Origin of the sequence: Erwinia phyllosphaerae (genome assembly GCF_019132875.1) — a bacterium.
Classification (GTDB): Bacteria; Pseudomonadota; Gammaproteobacteria; order Enterobacterales; family Enterobacteriaceae; genus Erwinia; species Erwinia phyllosphaerae.
On sequence record NZ_JAHSPF010000006.1, the window covers coordinates 38,981 to 54,349 of the forward strand.

Genomic DNA, 15,369 nt, shown 5'->3' on the forward strand with positions numbered 1-15,369 from the left:
CTCCCGATGTCGCTAACCCTCCTGACGCAGTTGGCCTCACTTCCCGCCAGTCAGTGGGATGCTTTGCTCCCTGACGATCAGCCTTTTCTCCGCCACGCCTTTCTCAGCACGCTGGAGGAGAGCGGCTGCGTGGGCCGGGGAACCGGCTGGCAGCCCGAGCATCTGCTGTGGGAAGAACAAGGCGAAGTCCGCGCCGCGCTGCCGGGCTATCGGAAAAGCCATTCGATGGGTGAATACGTTTTCGACCATGCCTGGGCAGATGCCTGCCAGCGTGCAGGCTTGCCCTACTACCCTAAATGGCTGGCCGCCGTACCGTTTAGCCCCGTTACCGGCGCACGCCTGCTGGGCGAGGCCGGGATGGCAGCAAAGTTGCTGCATCACGTGCCGGATTTTTTACAGCAGCGCCAGCTGCACAGCGCCCATATCAATTTTGGCAATGCGCAAACCCGCGAGCTGCTGGCGGGCGAGGAGCACTGGCTGTCGCGTTTCGGCTGCCAGTATCACTGGCACAACCCGGGCTACCGTGATTTTCAGGATTTCCTGGATACGCTGATGTCGCGCAAGCGCAAGCAGATGCGCAAAGAGCGTGAGCTGGTCGCCAGCCAGGGCTTTGAATTTGAGTGGCTGGCTGGCCATCAGCTTAGTGAAGCGCACTGGGATTTTGTCTACGCCTGCTATGCCAACACCTATGCGGTTCGCGGCCAGCGCCCTTACCTGACGCGCGAATTTTTTAGTCTGTTAGCGCAAAGAATGCCGCAGGCTATTCGCGTAGTACTGGCAACGCAAAACGGCCTGCCGGTGGCAATGGCGTTTAGCCTGGTTGATGGCGAGACGCTTTATGGCCGCTACTGGGGCTGCCTGGAGGAATTTAACCGGCTGCATTTTGAAACCTGCTTTTATCAGGGCATGGACTATGCCATTGCGCACGGTTTGAAGCGGTTCGATGCGGGCGCGCAGGGGGAGCACAAGCTGGTGCGAGGCTTTGAACCGGTGATCACTGAATCCTGGCACTATCTGCGCCACGAAGGTTTATACGAGGCGGTAGCCGATTATCTGCAACAGGAGCGGCCCGGCGTGCAGGCCTGGGCAGAAGAGGCCCGTGAATCGTTGCCTTATCGCAGGGAAGAGAAATAGAAAGGCCGTTTACGGTGTTTAAAGCGTGCCGCGCGATAAACTGCGCGGCACGAATTACAACAGGCAGTCAGGATTCACCCACAAAGCCGCCGGTCTGATGACGCCACAGTCGGGCATACAGTCCGTTGTGCGCCAGCAGTTCGCTGTGGCTGCCCATCTCGGCGATGCGGCCATTTTCCAGCACCACCAGCCGGTCCATTTTGGCGATGGTGGAGAGGCGGTGCGCGATGGCAATGACCGTTTTACCGCCCATCAGCGTTTCCAGGCTCTCCTGAATGGCCGCTTCTACCTCGGAATCCAGCGCGGAAGTCGCCTCATCCATAATCAGAATCGGCGCATCTTTCAGCAGCACCCTGGCGATAGCGATACGCTGACGCTGGCCACCGGACAGCTTCACGCCACGCTCACCGACATGCGCGTCCAGCCCCAGGCGGCCCTGCGGATCGGAAAGCAGCGGGATAAACTCGTCGGCTTTCGCCCGATGAATCGCCTGCTGTAGTTCCTCTTCCGTGGCGTTGGGACGACCGTACAGCAGGTTGTCGCGAATGGAACGATGCAGTAGCGAAGTATCCTGCGTAATCATCCCAATCTGCGCGCGCAGGCTCTCCTGGCTGACCTGAGCGATGTCCTGGCCATCAATCACAATACGCCCGCCATCAAGGTCATACAGCCGCAGTAGCAGATTAACCAGCGTCGATTTACCCGCGCCCGAAGGCCCGATCAGACCAATTTTTTCGCCGGGACGGATAGTCAGCTGGAAATCTTCGATTACCCGACGCTCTTTGCCGTAGTTAAAGTTAACGTGGTCATAACGGATTTCCCCGCTGTGTACCTTCAGCGCAGGCGCCTGTGGCTTATCCGCCACGCTGACCGGCTGAGCAATAGTCTGTAAACCATCCTGCACCATGCCGATATTTTCAAAAATGCCGTTAACCACCCACATAATCCAGCCGGACATATTGACGATGCGGATAACCAGACCGGTGGCCAGCGCGATAGCGCCTACGCTGATCAAGGATTGCGTCCACAGCCACAGCGAGAGGCCGGTTGTCCCGACAATCAGCAGACCGTTCAGCGTGGTGATGGCCACATCCATATTGGTGACCATGCGGCCCTGCTGGCGGGTTTTATCGGTTTGATCGCCAATCGCTTCCCGCGCATAGGCGCGTTCCAGATCGCTGTGCGCAAACAGTTTGAGCGTGGTGATGTTGGTATAGCCATCCACGATGGTGCCCATCAGCTTTGAGCGCGCATCGGAAGAGGCTACCGAGCGGGCTTTTACCCGCGGCACAAAATACTTCAGGCTAATAATGTAACCGGCGATCCAAAGCAGCAGCGGGATCATTAGCCGCCAGTCGGCTTCGGCAAACAGCACCAGCGAGGTGATGGCGTAGATCAGCACGTGCCAGAGTGCATCCACGGCCTGCACTGCGGAATCACGCAGCGCGTTGCCGGTTTGCATGATGCGCTGCGCGATGCGGCCGGAAAAATCGCTTTGAAAAAAATTCAGGCTCTGGCGCAGTACGTAGTTATGGTTCTGCCAGCGGATCATACTGGTCATGCCGGGGTTGATCGTTTGATGCACCAGCAGATCGTGCAGCCCGATAAAGATCGGCCGCATGACCAGCGCGACGACCACCATCCAGATTAGCTCGCCGGCATGCTCGCTGAAAAAGCTGGCGGCTGGCGTCGTGTTAACCATATCAATAATGGTGCTGAGAAAACGGAACAGCGCGACCTCAATCAGCGAGGCGATTAGCCCTATCACCAGCAGCAGGGCAAAACTTGGCCAAACCTGGCGTAGATAGTAGACGTAAAAGGCCCAGACGCTATTTGGCGGCGTGTCGCTGGGGGCGTCCTGAAAAATGTCGATCAGTTTCTCGAAGCGGCGATACAGCATAGTCAACTCACTTTCCCAACCAAAAGAACTGATAGTAGTGCATATTTTTATTTCCTGAAGGCAGAGGCACGCTGGCGGCAACAAGGCGGCGGCAACGTTGGCTGGCTTGCCGACGCTTTTTTTTATACTCTCGGACGGCCCGGTAAACGAGGCGACGGCTGGCGCGGGGAAGTGCTGGCGATACCTTTCAGGGAAGAAAAACGACGGACAGAGAGGGAAAAAGATGGAACGGCTTGATTGCGATCGCATGCTGGTGGCGGTAATGGAGCTGGGCAGCTTTGCCGCCGCGGCCGAACGCCTTGGTACCAGCAGCGGCCAGGCGTCTAAACTGATCTCCCGGCTGGAGAGCCAGCTGGGCGTACAGCTGCTGAAGCGCAGTACCCGCGCACTTTTCCCTACCGAAATCGGCCAGGCTTATTTTGAACGGATCAAAAGCATCCTGGATGAATTTGACGCGCTGGACGCCTCCGTGCGCCAGGCTTCCGGTAAACCTTCCGGCCGGTTGAAGCTGACTGCGCCCCTTACTTTTGGTACGCATAACCTGGCGCCCGTGCTGATTGCATTTGCCAAAGAGTATCCAGAGATAGAACTGGACGTCAGCTTTTCCGATCGTACGGTAAATATCGTCGACGAAGGCTTCGATCTGGCGCTGCGCATCGGCAAGCTAAACGACAGCAGCCTGATTGCCCGTCGGCTTAGCGATATTCGCATTATTGTCGCGGCCAGCAAAGCGTGGCTGGACAAGCACGGCGCGCCTGACGATCTGCACCAGCTGGCGGAGCATGACTGTATTATTGATACGAACTTTCGCGACCCTTTTAACTGGCAGTTTCAGGATGAAAATAGCCGTATCCTCTCTGTCGCCGTTACGGGCAGGCTTCGTTTTGCCAATGCCGAAGCCTGCCTGAAGGCGGCGCAGGCGGGCCTGGGCGTGGTGCGGCTGCCCACTTTTATTGCCGGAGATCATCTGCGTAGCGGCGCTATCATCCCGCTGTTCCGCGAGTATGAAATGCCGCCGCTGGGTCTTTATGCCGTTTATCCGCCTGCAAGGCACCTGGCGCATAAAGTTCGTACGCTGACGGATTTTTTGGAAGCGCACTTCTCTGGCGAAGCAGAATGGGATCGCGGCTGGTGATTCATTCCAGAACGGAAATAATATCGGTTTTATAACGGGTATTATCATCATAATGGAATCAGTGTAGCCTTGTCGGCGACCGTTTCCGTGGGGGAAAGCGGCCGAGCCGGAGAATGAAGATGACAAAGGGACTGATCGTTTTGCTGCATGGCGTAGGGAGCAATGGCCGGGACCTGGCCGATTTGGGTGAATATTGGGCCAGTACGCTACCGCAGATTGCCTTTGCCAGTCCTGATGCCCCAGACCTTTTTGAACACGGCGAGGGCTATCAATGGTTTAGCCTGAGCGGCGTCACGCCCGCCAATCGTGCGCAGCGGGTTTTTAACGCGCGGCAAGCGTTTGACCAAAAGCTGGCTGCCATTCTGACGCAGCATCAGATGCAGGATCGGCTGGACAGAGTGGTGCTGGTTGGCTTTTCTCAGGGAACCATCATGGGGCTGGATGCCGTCGTGTCCGGACGCTGGCCGGTCGCCGGACTGGTAGCCTTTTCAGGTCGGCTGGCCTCGCCTGCCCCTTACCAGCCCGCAAAAAACACGCCCGTTATGGTGGTCCACGGCATGGCCGACAGCGTTATCCCGTATGCGGAAAGCGAAGCGGCGGCGGCGCAGCTGCGCGATCTGGGGATGGTCGTTAGTACGCAGTTTGAGCCGTCGGTTGGCCATACTATCTCTGCCCGGTCTGTTCGCAGCGCAGGCGAATTTATCGGGCAATGCCTGGCGCAGTAGCCTCGTCATTCAGCCGCTTTTGATAAAACGCGAGGTTCAGCCAGCGATCGAATTTCCAGGCAACCTCGTGTAGCGTTCCGGCCAGCGTGAAACCCTTTTTCTCATGCAGCGCAATACTGGCGCGGTTATCCGCATCAATACTGCCAATCATCAGATGCATCCCTTTCTCACGCCCTTGCTGAATAATTTCATCAAGCAGCAGATTGCCGAGGCCCTGGCCGCGAAAATCGGGATGGATATAGATAGAGTGCTCCACCGTAAACTGGCAGGCCGCATGCGTGCGGAAAGTGCCGTAGCTGGCAAATCCCATCAGCCTGCCTTCGTCATTCTCAACGCCGATAACCGGAAAATCATTCTGCCGTTTGCTGGCGAACCAGCTCTGCATACTTTCCGGTGGACGCGGCTGATAATCATAAAGCGCGGTGGAGTTGACGATAGCATCGTTAAATATGGCCAGAATCCCGGCGCTGTGTCGGTCTTCATCACAAATAATAAGCTTCATTGCAGGCTACTGTCCTCAGAAACGAGATAAAGGCGGCGGCTGGCATACGAACACACCCGGACGGCGCTCGCCCCGCGCCGTCCGGGGCATTAATCGTGTTTTGTGCCAGCCATACCGTAAATTTTTCCGCATATTGCTACGACCCGGAAGCCGTTTCGGCGTGGCGTCAGGTTGTTAATAACGTATGTAGCGCCTGCAGATTACGCTTAACTACAGCGGCATCTTCCGCAAACTTTTCATCAGAGGTAAACGGCTGGCGGAAAAGCGTAATCAGCACTTCTGCCCCTTCTTCATTCCCAACCACCCGCATGGGTACGTAGATCTCCTTGCCAAAACCGGTATCCACATAGTGATCCATTACGCCGAAGGGATTGTGCTCGGTAAACCGAATTTTTACTTCGCCTTCCGGCCCGACAGCTTTCCAGTAGCTACCGTCCTGTTCCAGCGCCGACTGGCTAAGGCCGCTGGCCCATTTGGGAAAATAGTCGGGTTTCCAGATGGTTTCGTACAGATCAACCCAGTTACGGGGGATGGTGAGACTGATGGTTTGCGATGGCAGCACAGGACCTCCTGAATTTTTATCGTTCGGAGATTTAACCATTCGCACGTGAGGATGGAAAGGGCGGCGCGCCGCCCTTAGTCAGATTTTAACGCCACTTTTGCCGTTTCTGCGTCATAGCTCCCATTGAGGCTGAGATCGATGGGGTGCGGCTGCCAGCGGATCAGGCCGCGGATTTCAAACAGGATCTGGCTGTTTTTTCCGGCATGCTCTTTATCCGGCCAGGGACGAACCAGCAACGTCTCCGGGATAATGCGTGGTTCGAAACGCAGCAGAGCATTCCTGATATTTTTCTCAATAATCGACCAGTTGTGATGATGGGAATACTTTCCTACCAGTGGCGCAACGCCATAATTGATTACCGAAGCCATCACCAGACCATGCTTATCTTCATCGAGTAGCTCTTCAAGATTGGCGCTGTTAAGCAAGCAGGCGATATCCTTTTGCACCAAAGCGCGCATTTGCCTGGCGTCGATATAGACAGCATCGTAACTTTCATGCTGTTTTTTTGGCTCGTAGTCCAGCAAGCGTTCAAGCAACGTTGGGGTAAATCCTTGTTTTTTGTCTGTTATCATAATTATGCAAAGCTGATTTCTGCAATTTCCAGCAGAGAAAACTCACCGCTGTCGGTAATCAGCACTTTCCTGCCTGCGCCTGTCGATAAGCTTGCCGAAACCTCCTGCCATTCACTGCGCCACCCCAGCTTTTCACTTTGTGCCGCATTGGCAGAAAGCGGATAGCGAGACGGTACATAACCGTAGTAAAACTGTCCGCCTGCTTGGATATGGGCGGGTGCCCAGACCAGATCCAGTAAATCGCCGGGCCGTTTAACGTGCAGCAGCTGCAAGGAAGCAAACGGCACCTGCCGATAGCCGCCCGCGCTGATAAATTCGCACGCTGGCCCAATACGACCGTCGCTATCTGCGATCCAGGCAAAGTCTCCCGTTATCCGACCGCCGCCAGCGCTTTCCGGGGCAAGCTGAAAGGCCTTCTGGCGTAGGGTTTCAGCACGCTGGTGCTCGTTTTGCATATGGGCGCGGTTTGCCTGCTGTGTAAGCGACATCCATTCGGGAAAGTTCTCTTCCAGTAATCCGGGGCTGCGCGCGCCGGTCAGCACCTCTTCTCTGATCAGTTCGCTGAACACCAGGTTTTTATACAGCTCGCACTGCTTCTGCGCGGCGTCATCCAGCAGCGCTATTGTTTGCAGCTGCATTAACGCCTTTTCCCATTCTCCTTCAATGCAGTAAAGTCGAAACAGCGTATTCCTTAACATCAGATTGTCCGGCTTCGCTTTTACCTGGCTCAATACATCGGCCAGGACCTCATCCAGCCGCGAAGTCTTCAGCTGTTCGCTTAACGAATTAGCATCACACATTTTGTCTACCTCTCCCTGGTTAATAAGGGCTGTCCAGCCCCGGTTTATAAAGATCGTGGAACACCAGTTCTGGAACCGGCTTTTTCTCTCTGGATGAGATATTTTCCGGGGCCAGCAGTTTTAAAATATCGGTTTTTTCTTCTGCAAAAAGCAGCTCGTCTGAGGCGCCGTCTACGTTGAGTTCATCCCAGACCTTATCGATAAGCGAAGGCGTCTGGATAATGCACTCCGTCAGCGTCTTAGCTTTCATCTCTTCACGTACGGCCTCAAAGTAATCGTCACTGCCGGGCAATCTGCTGTTTAAAATGGCGTTATCGGCCGAACTGGTTCTGGACTGCTCGCCCCAGATAAGGAATTTTTTATATTCAATTTCCAGATTTTTGAGCACGTCGCGCTCCGTTTCTGCCACATCCGCATCGCTAAGATAGCGGTAGTCGCCGGTAAAATGGCCGCCGTTTGGCAAGATATCTTCGACTTCCGGTACGATAAGATTGGCCTGCTGCTGCTCAGAACGAGTATCAAACAGGTCGTGAATAATATCCTGATGCGCTTCTTCGCGGTCGCCTGCGTGGAGTTCAAACGCATAGTGGCCAACCTGCACGATTGAATTAAAGCGCAAAGCATAATGCTGCCCGGCTTCAACCGTCGTTTCGTCAACCCGGCAAATGCTCTCCCTGCAGGTATTGAAAATAACCGGTCCACCAGCCGTATGATAGAACCACACGACCTCTTCCTGTTCAGCGGGCCTGGCTTCACTAAATTGCCCACTCTTCAGGCTAAAACAGGCCGGGTTTTCCTTGTTAAAACGCTCAAGCGCGAAAGCGGGCTGGTTAGCGGGCCAGATCGTTAGCAATTGCATCGTTTAGCCACCAATAAAAACATCACCCGAACCGCTGACGACGGGGGCGCCGCAGCCGGTTATATCTCCCATCCGCGCCGCGTTACAGCCGTTGATAAATACGCTGCCTGAACCGGTGACGACGGGAGCCGCCCCGTGAAACGGGCAAGGCGCGACGCTCATCCCTACTGCGGCGGCAGAACAGTTATTGGTATTTACATCTCCGGAACCACTTACCAACGCTCCACCGTGCCCTGTAGCATCCCCTACTCTCGCAGCCGCTTGCGACATAACGCTCTCCTTTAAAAGTCCTTTAAAATCAGTTCATTAAAACATTCATCCCGTTAACTCTGCGGATCGCCTTTTTCATCCTCTGCGGATGGGTTGTCAGGAATAACGTCATCTTCGTCATTGCTCAGCACAAGGTGCCTTAATAACCAGGTGGTGGTGGTGGTGGGCGTAGCCGTTGGCATGTTTGTTATGGTTGGCGTAACGGTAATTGTTGGCGTAATGGTGATGGTGACCGTTTTCGTTACCGTCGGGAGAGGCGGCAACGGCAGGATCACGCCAATAAAGCAGAAAGGTTTCAGGCTGGGTACGCCGCAAACTGCACCGCCGCCACCGCCGCCACCGCCGCAACTGCAGCAGCAGCTGTCGCCGGGGTTCAAATCAACCTGACCGCCCTGAAGCACAATGTGGTTAGCCACCAGCTTGATCTTACCGGCACAAATGCAAAGTTCTCCGCCAGCTGAAATCATAAAAGCACCGCCAGCTGCCATTGCAGCCGCACCGCCCACGGCCAGAGAATAATAACCGCCAACGGCCAGAGAGTAATAACCGCCGACGTTGTTCATAAAGGCACCGCCGACGTTAATCCCTTTTGCGCCACCGACATTGTCAGCCTGTAGCCCGGCAACGTTGATGGTATAGGCTCCCCCGATGGCCAGCGTACTGGCCCCGCCGATGGTCACGGCCTGCAAGCCGCCTACGGTTCGCGTATTGACGCCCACCACGCTAACGGAACGATCGGCCCCGACTAAAATGTCGGAGTTGACCCCTATCGTTTGCGACTCATTGCGCTTGGTCAGCCGCGACATATCCCGCTCGGCCTGTTCCCAGTACTGTTCCCGCCCCGGTTTATCCTCAAACTGGATACCGTTAAAGTTGGTGCGGCCCCCGCCCACCGTTCGGCTCACCAGCCCGCTTTGCGTAGCGTTTGCGGGAAGATCCCAGGGCGGCATCGTTACATTGTTATAAAGGTTACCCAGCACCATCGGACGATCCGGATCGCCGTTAATAAAATCGACGATCACTTCATGTCCCACGCGGGGAATATAAATGGCGCCAAAATTATTGCCGGCCCAGGCCTGATTAACGCGTATCCAGCAGGAATCCGTTTCGCGGTTTTTACCATAACGATCCCACAGAAAGCGGACTTTGATGCGGCCATAGGTGTCAGTCCAGATATCTTCGCCGGGCGGTCCCACCACGACAGCGGTTTGCGGGCCGCAGGTTTTTGGACGTTGTGCGAGCTGAGGATGACGATAGATTTTGGTGGTGGGCTGCACCACAAAGTTGCATTTGTAGTTAAACTCGCCCAGCCCCGTAACCTGGCTGACCTCTGTAATGATTAACTCGCTGGTCAACACCATATATTCGCGGTTGGCCTTGTCCAGCGGGCAGCCCTGCAACTTAAAATTGGTTCCGCAGACGATGCCTCTTAACTCACCCGAGCCTGCCGCGCGCGAGCCCAGCGCGCCCCGCTCTTCAATGCGGATCTTCGCCAGCTGCTCCCCCGTTCCCGGCTGGTCGTAGTCTCCCGGCCAGTGATAAAGCTCCATATCGTTAAAGCTGGTATGGCGAGGCTTGCTGTCGGCGGCCGAGATATCCGCGCGCGATTTGGTAAAGTCATAATCGTTTGTATACCATCTGCCGGAAGCGATCGTTTCCTGGTGCTCAAAGCTGCTGATATATTCCCGATCGGCCTTGGGTTCACTCGGCATATAGTGGATAACGTGATATGCCTCGCTGGAAAAGCGTTTGTGCGCGCCAACGTGATCCACCAGTACCAGCTTGTGCTTTTGATCCTGGTGTTCAAAAAACCAGTAGATCCCCCACTCTTCCATCAGGCGCTCAATAAAATTGAAATCCGTTTCGCCATACTGCACCTGAAAATCCAGCGAAGGGTAGATTGCGGTTAAGCGCTTTTCGAGCGGGAAATTATAATCGGCCAGCACTTCGTCAATAATCTCGACTACCGTTTTCTGCTGGAAAATTTTAAAGTCGGAAGTGAGTTCAGCCAGGTAAAGCCACGGCCTGATAATAATTTCAAAGATGGCCTGATTGGCGTCCTGGCCTAAAAATCGCGCTCGCTGCACCAGACCAGAAATTTCTCGCGTGCCGCCGCCAGTACCGATTAGTTCATCCAGACCATTGCCGTCCAGCTCAATGGCAACCGTCATCTCTTTTCCGATCAGTGCCTTAATATCGACATTTGAGGCGGTCTGCCACGGGATGAGATCGTTGGCAGGCGTCTTAACGGTCAGCGTGTAGGTATAGAGGGTAGAAAAAGATTCCTCACCTTCGAGCTTTGTTAACAATAACGCCGCCTCACCCAGCAGCTGAGGCATGGCGGGGCTGATTAGAGTAATGGTTCTTGACATAGAAATACCCGATCCTTGGTTTATTTTATGACGAGGGAAAAATCGCTTTCTCGCTCACAGTAGAAACTTTTGCGAATCAATAATCTTTCCATAACGGCTCTGCCGCCAGAGCCAGGCTTGTTTATCTGCCTGAATACAGTCAGGCCATCCTTGCCATGGCATTACGCTAACCCCTTCTTTTTCAGTTAACTTTTCATCATACCTACACAGACCAGAAAGCAGCAGATCTGCGTTATTGGCAAATTTATAGCGGTCGTTCAGCAAGAATTCTTTTATCGGTGCATAAGAACACTGCAAGGCATTGAGCCACTTTCTCAGCGTCATTTCCGCGTGGATAACGCCGCTTTTATTTTGTAAAGCGAGGGTTATACGGGCCAGCCAGAAAGCCAGATGAAAATCAGACTGCAGGTTTTTACTAAGCCACTGTTGGTTGACCTGTGCATAAAAAGCAAAAACCGGGCAGCTTTCCTCCTGCTTTTCACAGGCGTTCAATGCGCCAAGCAGATAATCTTTCCGGTTAGCGGCTGGCAGTACGAAACACCAGGGATAATCCGCAGGAATATCCTCTCCGGGTAAAGTGACGCCTATCCGTGCAATCACTTCTTCTTTTAACCGCACGGCCGTTTTTTTACGTTCTGCCCGGCCGGGTAAGAAATAAGACCTTTCTTCCAGCGCAACAATTTTTATAGCCATATCTCTTCCCTGAAAAACGAGCTGTTAAAATGCACCGGGACAATGAAAGTTTTTTAATAAATCGACGATCAGCTCCTCACCCGACGTTAAGCCTGATACCTCTATTTTAATATTTCGCTTGTCCAGGTGAAAAATCAGTATTGGCTGGCCGGTGTCCGAGGTAGCAATATCTTCTACCGTGTCCAGCCATCTCATTAGTGACCAGGGCCCGGTTAGCGTCATTCCATTAGGTTGGGCAATAGCGCGCGGTTTGGTACTCATATTGACGACGGATTCGGCGCGGTTTCCCGGCCAGTGGAATAATCTGGGCGTTACCGGGCCGTGGGTATAGGTCATGCTGCTGCCGTCAAAGTTCAGATTGAGCTGGGTGATAGCCGGATCCATATAAGGAATGGCAACGGAAAAATTTATCCCCAGCTGCGTGCCGTTGTTCTGGAAAAAAGCCGCACGGATCGCTTCGGCACGTTCAAAAACATCCAGCGCTTCCGAATCCTGCGTATCAATGTCGCCACGGTAACGCCAGGGACTGGCCGACGTATCTACTTTGTCGGCCAAATTCTTTTTAAAGTAATTATCCGCCAGGCCGCCAGTAGCAAAGAAGCGCTCAAAATCCCGCATGCTGACTTCTTCGCTATTATCCGCAAAGGGATAACGTCCCTGTAAGGTATTGCGGCATATCTCACCTAATCCTGCTGCAATCGTCTTGTTGCTGCTGTAAACAACCTGATGATTAACGCGCCGGTACGCGCCGTTCAGCAGCGGGGCAATAATATATTTAAACGGATCGGGCCAGACGGCGGATTCCGCACTCAGTCGCTGGCCGGCATCCGAGACGGCAGGCTGATTGCCGTTTTTTATGGCGCTGTCGGAAATCACCAGCAGCGTATACTGATCGTTTAATACGCCCATCACCTGATGCAGTTTGGTGCCGGTGGCCGCCCCCGTTCCCATTTCGCCGCCGCCGACAAATTCCCGCAGCGGCAGGAAATAGTTATCCACCCCCTGCCGCAGGATCTTTTTTTCGTGCGCCGCCAGCGCCAGGTTGAGTTTTGATGCTGCGTCCAGCAGCTGGCTGTTTGCCAGACCAGTTCCGCTAAGACCTTGCCCTTTGAGCAGGCCTTCAGGGCGATCTTCCGCTAACGTCGTTTCTCTTACCGCTCTTCTGGCGAGATTGATCAGAGGTGAATTCACAGACACCAGCGTGCGCATCATATAGATGTCAAAAGAGAGCCCCACGTTGTTATTATCCAGGCCTTCGGTTTTCAGCCGGATATTTTGCAAAAATGCCTGCCAGCGCCGGGTATAGTCTTTTAAATAAAGCTTCATCAGCGCGTCACGAACGGGATCGACAAACCCGGCTTCACGATCGATCCCGATCGTCTTTAACGGCTGCGGATCGCCCATTATCCAGCGATCTTCCGCCTGTAGCGCCCTGACCATTTCACCCAACTTTTTTTTAAAAACCTGATGATACCCTTCATAAGTGAAGAGGCCGGAAATGCCTTTTTCCGCCAGCTCTGGATCGATAACGGTAAAGATTTGCCCCGCTTCCTCGTCGGTCATCTTTCCCAACGTCAGGTTTTCCGGGGCCTCCGTTTGTAGCTGGCTCATCACGCGTTCGTACAGACGGCTACCAATCTGTTTACGGCCCAGAAGATAACGCGCCTCCTCGACCAGTTCCTTATCGAGCGGCTGACCATACTGGCGCCAGTCCGCCAGGCCGAACAGCGTATTCAGATGGGCGATAAACAGGCTTCTTTCTTCGTAGGGCTGGAGTTTGCCGGCGCTATCCCAGGATTTGGCAATTTCGCCAGTCAGATATTGCTGATTCAGTTTCCCCTGGCCGGAAAGCATCAGATAGATTTTAAGACTGTTATAAATATCGCTATTGTCGCGTCCGTAAACCGCGTTGCGTAACGTCGTCAGCGCCTGGCTTTCAATCAGCGGAAACAGGATCCGCCGCAGGAAATAGTGATATAGACCGTCGGCGTTTCTGGCCAGCTCTTTTCCCGTATACAGTCCATAGCGGAAAGCAAGTTCGGGATGAAGCACGTCCAGGCCGCGAAATTCCGGCAGATACTGCGCCATATTGAGCAAAAGAGGCAGCCGGTTGGGGTTGGCGTTCTTTTGATAGGTTTTGACTTCGCCTTCCAGCGTGAGAAGCCTGGTTTCTACCGCGTGCAGATAGTCGCCGTTGTTGTGGTAACTTTGATAAAATCCCTTTAATAACAGTACACTGACGCCAATACAAAGAGCGTGCCCAAAGAAGTTCTGGAACCGGTATTTTGATTCCACCCGCAGGTTATGACGAACCAGATCGACATCTTTCAGGATAATTTCTGAAAACAGCTGCTTGAGAAAATATTGCCTCCCCCATGAAACATCCGTTACCAGCGCATTATCCTGCTGCTGTAAGGTAGCGGGACAGGCCTGTGCGGCCGGATGGTGGTTGCCGATAAAATTACGCCATTTCTGTACGAGCGTGCTGTTATTGACCATCACCACCTCTTCAGGCTGATGGCTGCTGACAAAATAGATGCCGCGCAACGAGGTGTAGCCCTGATTTTCGTCATAGCGAGAAGCCAGGAAGGTGTTTTTCATCACCTCTGTAACGCCTTCCAACAGCATCCTGAAATCCTGCGGCAGGGCGTACATCCGTTTCCTGTCCGCATTGTCATACTCTTCCTGCTGGCGCACGGTCATGTATCTTTCCAGACGTTTTTCCAGCAGCAAAAGCTCTGTTTCGACACGTTCGTGAAGATCGCCATGCGCTGTTTTTATCTCTTCACCATAGGGGAAGGTTACCCCCCAGAGCTGTTCCCGCTCCTGCTCCGTCAGGCTTCTGAAATATTCGGCAAACCCCGACAGCTGGTCCAGCCGGGTGATCAGTACATAAACCGGAAAGCGCACGCCTAACATTTTGCGTATGTCATCAAGCCGGGCGCGGATTTTAGCGGACAGATCGTAAAGCTCCGTTTTTCCGCGGCCCATAATGTCCGTCATACTTAAGGTGACGATAGCGCCATTTATCGGCTGGATAGCCCGGTATTTACCTATCGCTTTTAAGATGCCGTTCCATTCCGGCAGGTGGCTGTGCGCCTGCTCAACATACTTTCCTGCGGTATCGATAAACAGCGCTTCGTTAGCAAACCAGCACTCACAGTTGCGGGTTGGCGTACTTTCTTTGCAGACGCGGTTTAGCTGTTCCGGCAGCGGAAAATATTGTCCCGAAGACAGGATGGCGGTGGTTTTTCCTGCGCCTGCCGTACCGATAACCAGATACCAGGGAAGTTCACCGTCTGGTTTCCCCGGCAAAAAAAAGCGCCGGATAAAAGAAGCGTTTTTACGAATCTTTCTGATATAAGCCGCGGCATCGCGGATGGTCGCGTTGACTTCTGAAGCGTCATCATCGGGTTTAGCTTCTTTACTGCCGAACAGGGTGTCGAGCAGCCTGGGATTATTTTTTAACGCCAGCAGAAGCTTCCAGATACCGTAGAGCAGCGTAAAAAACAAAATAATGCCGATAAGGGTCAGCCGGTTCGTGATATTTCCCAGCGGGTAGCCATTACCAATAAGAATATAAGGGCCGATGACCCAGACAACGACGCAGGCGGTTGCTGCCATCAGGACAAAAATCGGTACGTTGAACCACAGTCCGGTCAGACAGAGCAAGGCCAGGCAGATAAAAATAATGCGGGCTTCCATGCCTTCCAGCGGCCGCGTTTCGCCAAATCCCAGTAAAGGTCCAAGAAACCAGATTGCCGCAACGATCAGCGCAAACAGCACGATGACCATTAAAATCTTCATGGAGCGACGCGAGAACATCCTGTTCAGATTAACCATGT

General features: G+C 53.8%; 13 protein-coding genes. 3 read left to right on the top strand and 10 right to left on the bottom strand.

Annotated features, from left to right (window positions below; translation table 11 throughout):
- Positions 1-6: 6 nt before the first annotated feature.
- Positions 7-1,134 carry a GNAT family N-acetyltransferase gene (locus KUE00_RS12180; RefSeq protein WP_246760163.1) on the top strand — a complete coding sequence of 376 codons (1,128 nt, stop codon included), beginning with the start codon at positions 7-9 and terminating at the stop codon, positions 1,132-1,134.
- A 67-nt stretch (positions 1,135-1,201) separates the two neighbouring features.
- Here KUE00_RS12180 and KUE00_RS12185 read toward each other — a convergent pair whose 3' ends face one another.
- Positions 1,202-3,034, bottom strand: a complete 1,833-nt coding sequence (locus KUE00_RS12185) for an ABC transporter ATP-binding protein (RefSeq protein WP_246760164.1) — start codon at positions 3,032-3,034, stop codon at positions 1,202-1,204.
- Positions 3,035-3,257: 223 nt separating this feature from the next.
- On the opposite strand from KUE00_RS12185, the gene KUE00_RS12190 reads away from it, so the two are divergent.
- Together KUE00_RS12190 and KUE00_RS12195 are read left to right on the top strand one after the other, a co-directional pair.
- Positions 3,258-4,169 carry a LysR family transcriptional regulator gene (locus KUE00_RS12190; RefSeq protein ID WP_246760165.1) on the top strand — a complete coding sequence of 304 codons (912 nt, stop codon included), beginning with the start codon at positions 3,258-3,260 and terminating at the stop codon, positions 4,167-4,169.
- A gap of 119 nt (positions 4,170-4,288) precedes the next feature.
- Positions 4,289-4,894: an alpha/beta hydrolase gene (locus tag KUE00_RS12195; RefSeq protein WP_246760166.1), complete on the top strand. Its 606-nt coding sequence runs from the start codon at positions 4,289-4,291 to the stop codon at positions 4,892-4,894.
- Here the strand turns inward: KUE00_RS12195 and KUE00_RS12200 are convergent.
- The 9 genes from KUE00_RS12200 to tssM all read right to left on the bottom strand — a co-directional run bounded on the left by KUE00_RS12200 (position 4,869) and on the right by tssM (position 15,367).
- Positions 4,869-5,396, bottom strand: coding sequence for a GNAT family N-acetyltransferase (locus KUE00_RS12200; RefSeq protein ID WP_246760167.1), 528 nt, complete (start codon positions 5,394-5,396; stop codon positions 4,869-4,871). The two genes, KUE00_RS12195 and KUE00_RS12200, sit on opposite strands and share 26 nt — an antisense overlap.
- A 166-nt stretch (positions 5,397-5,562) precedes the next feature.
- The gene (locus tag KUE00_RS12205; RefSeq protein ID WP_246760168.1) at positions 5,563-5,958 is read right to left on the bottom strand and encodes a polyketide cyclase; all 396 of its coding nucleotides are present in this window, start codon (positions 5,956-5,958) and stop codon (positions 5,563-5,565) included.
- Between the two features lie 74 nt (positions 5,959-6,032).
- Positions 6,033-6,530, bottom strand: coding sequence for a type VI secretion system baseplate subunit TssE (locus tag KUE00_RS12210; protein WP_246760169.1), 498 nt, complete (start codon positions 6,528-6,530; stop codon positions 6,033-6,035).
- A gap of 2 nt (positions 6,531-6,532) precedes the next feature.
- Positions 6,533-7,330: a type VI secretion system accessory protein TagJ gene (locus KUE00_RS12215; protein ID WP_246760170.1), complete on the bottom strand. Its 798-nt coding sequence runs from the start codon at positions 7,328-7,330 to the stop codon at positions 6,533-6,535.
- A 19-nt stretch (positions 7,331-7,349) separates the two neighbouring features.
- Positions 7,350-8,189: a TagK domain-containing protein gene (locus tag KUE00_RS12220; protein ID WP_246760171.1), complete on the bottom strand. Its 840-nt coding sequence runs from the start codon at positions 8,187-8,189 to the stop codon at positions 7,350-7,352.
- Between the two features lie 3 nt (positions 8,190-8,192).
- A complete protein-coding gene (locus KUE00_RS12225) occupies positions 8,193-8,459 on the bottom strand; it encodes a PAAR domain-containing protein (RefSeq protein ID WP_246760172.1) in 267 nt (88 codons plus the stop codon).
- A 53-nt stretch (positions 8,460-8,512) separates the two neighbouring features.
- A complete protein-coding gene (locus tag KUE00_RS12230) occupies positions 8,513-10,798 on the bottom strand; it encodes a type VI secretion system Vgr family protein (protein ID WP_246760354.1) in 2,286 nt (761 codons plus the stop codon).
- Between the two features lie 87 nt (positions 10,799-10,885).
- Positions 10,886-11,524: a hypothetical protein gene (locus KUE00_RS12235; RefSeq protein ID WP_246760173.1), complete on the bottom strand. Its 639-nt coding sequence runs from the start codon at positions 11,522-11,524 to the stop codon at positions 10,886-10,888.
- 24 nt (positions 11,525-11,548) lie between these two features.
- Positions 11,549-15,367, bottom strand: a complete 3,819-nt coding sequence (gene tssM, locus KUE00_RS12240; protein ID WP_246760174.1) for a type VI secretion system membrane subunit TssM — start codon at positions 15,365-15,367, stop codon at positions 11,549-11,551.
- Positions 15,368-15,369: the final 2 nt, after the last annotated feature.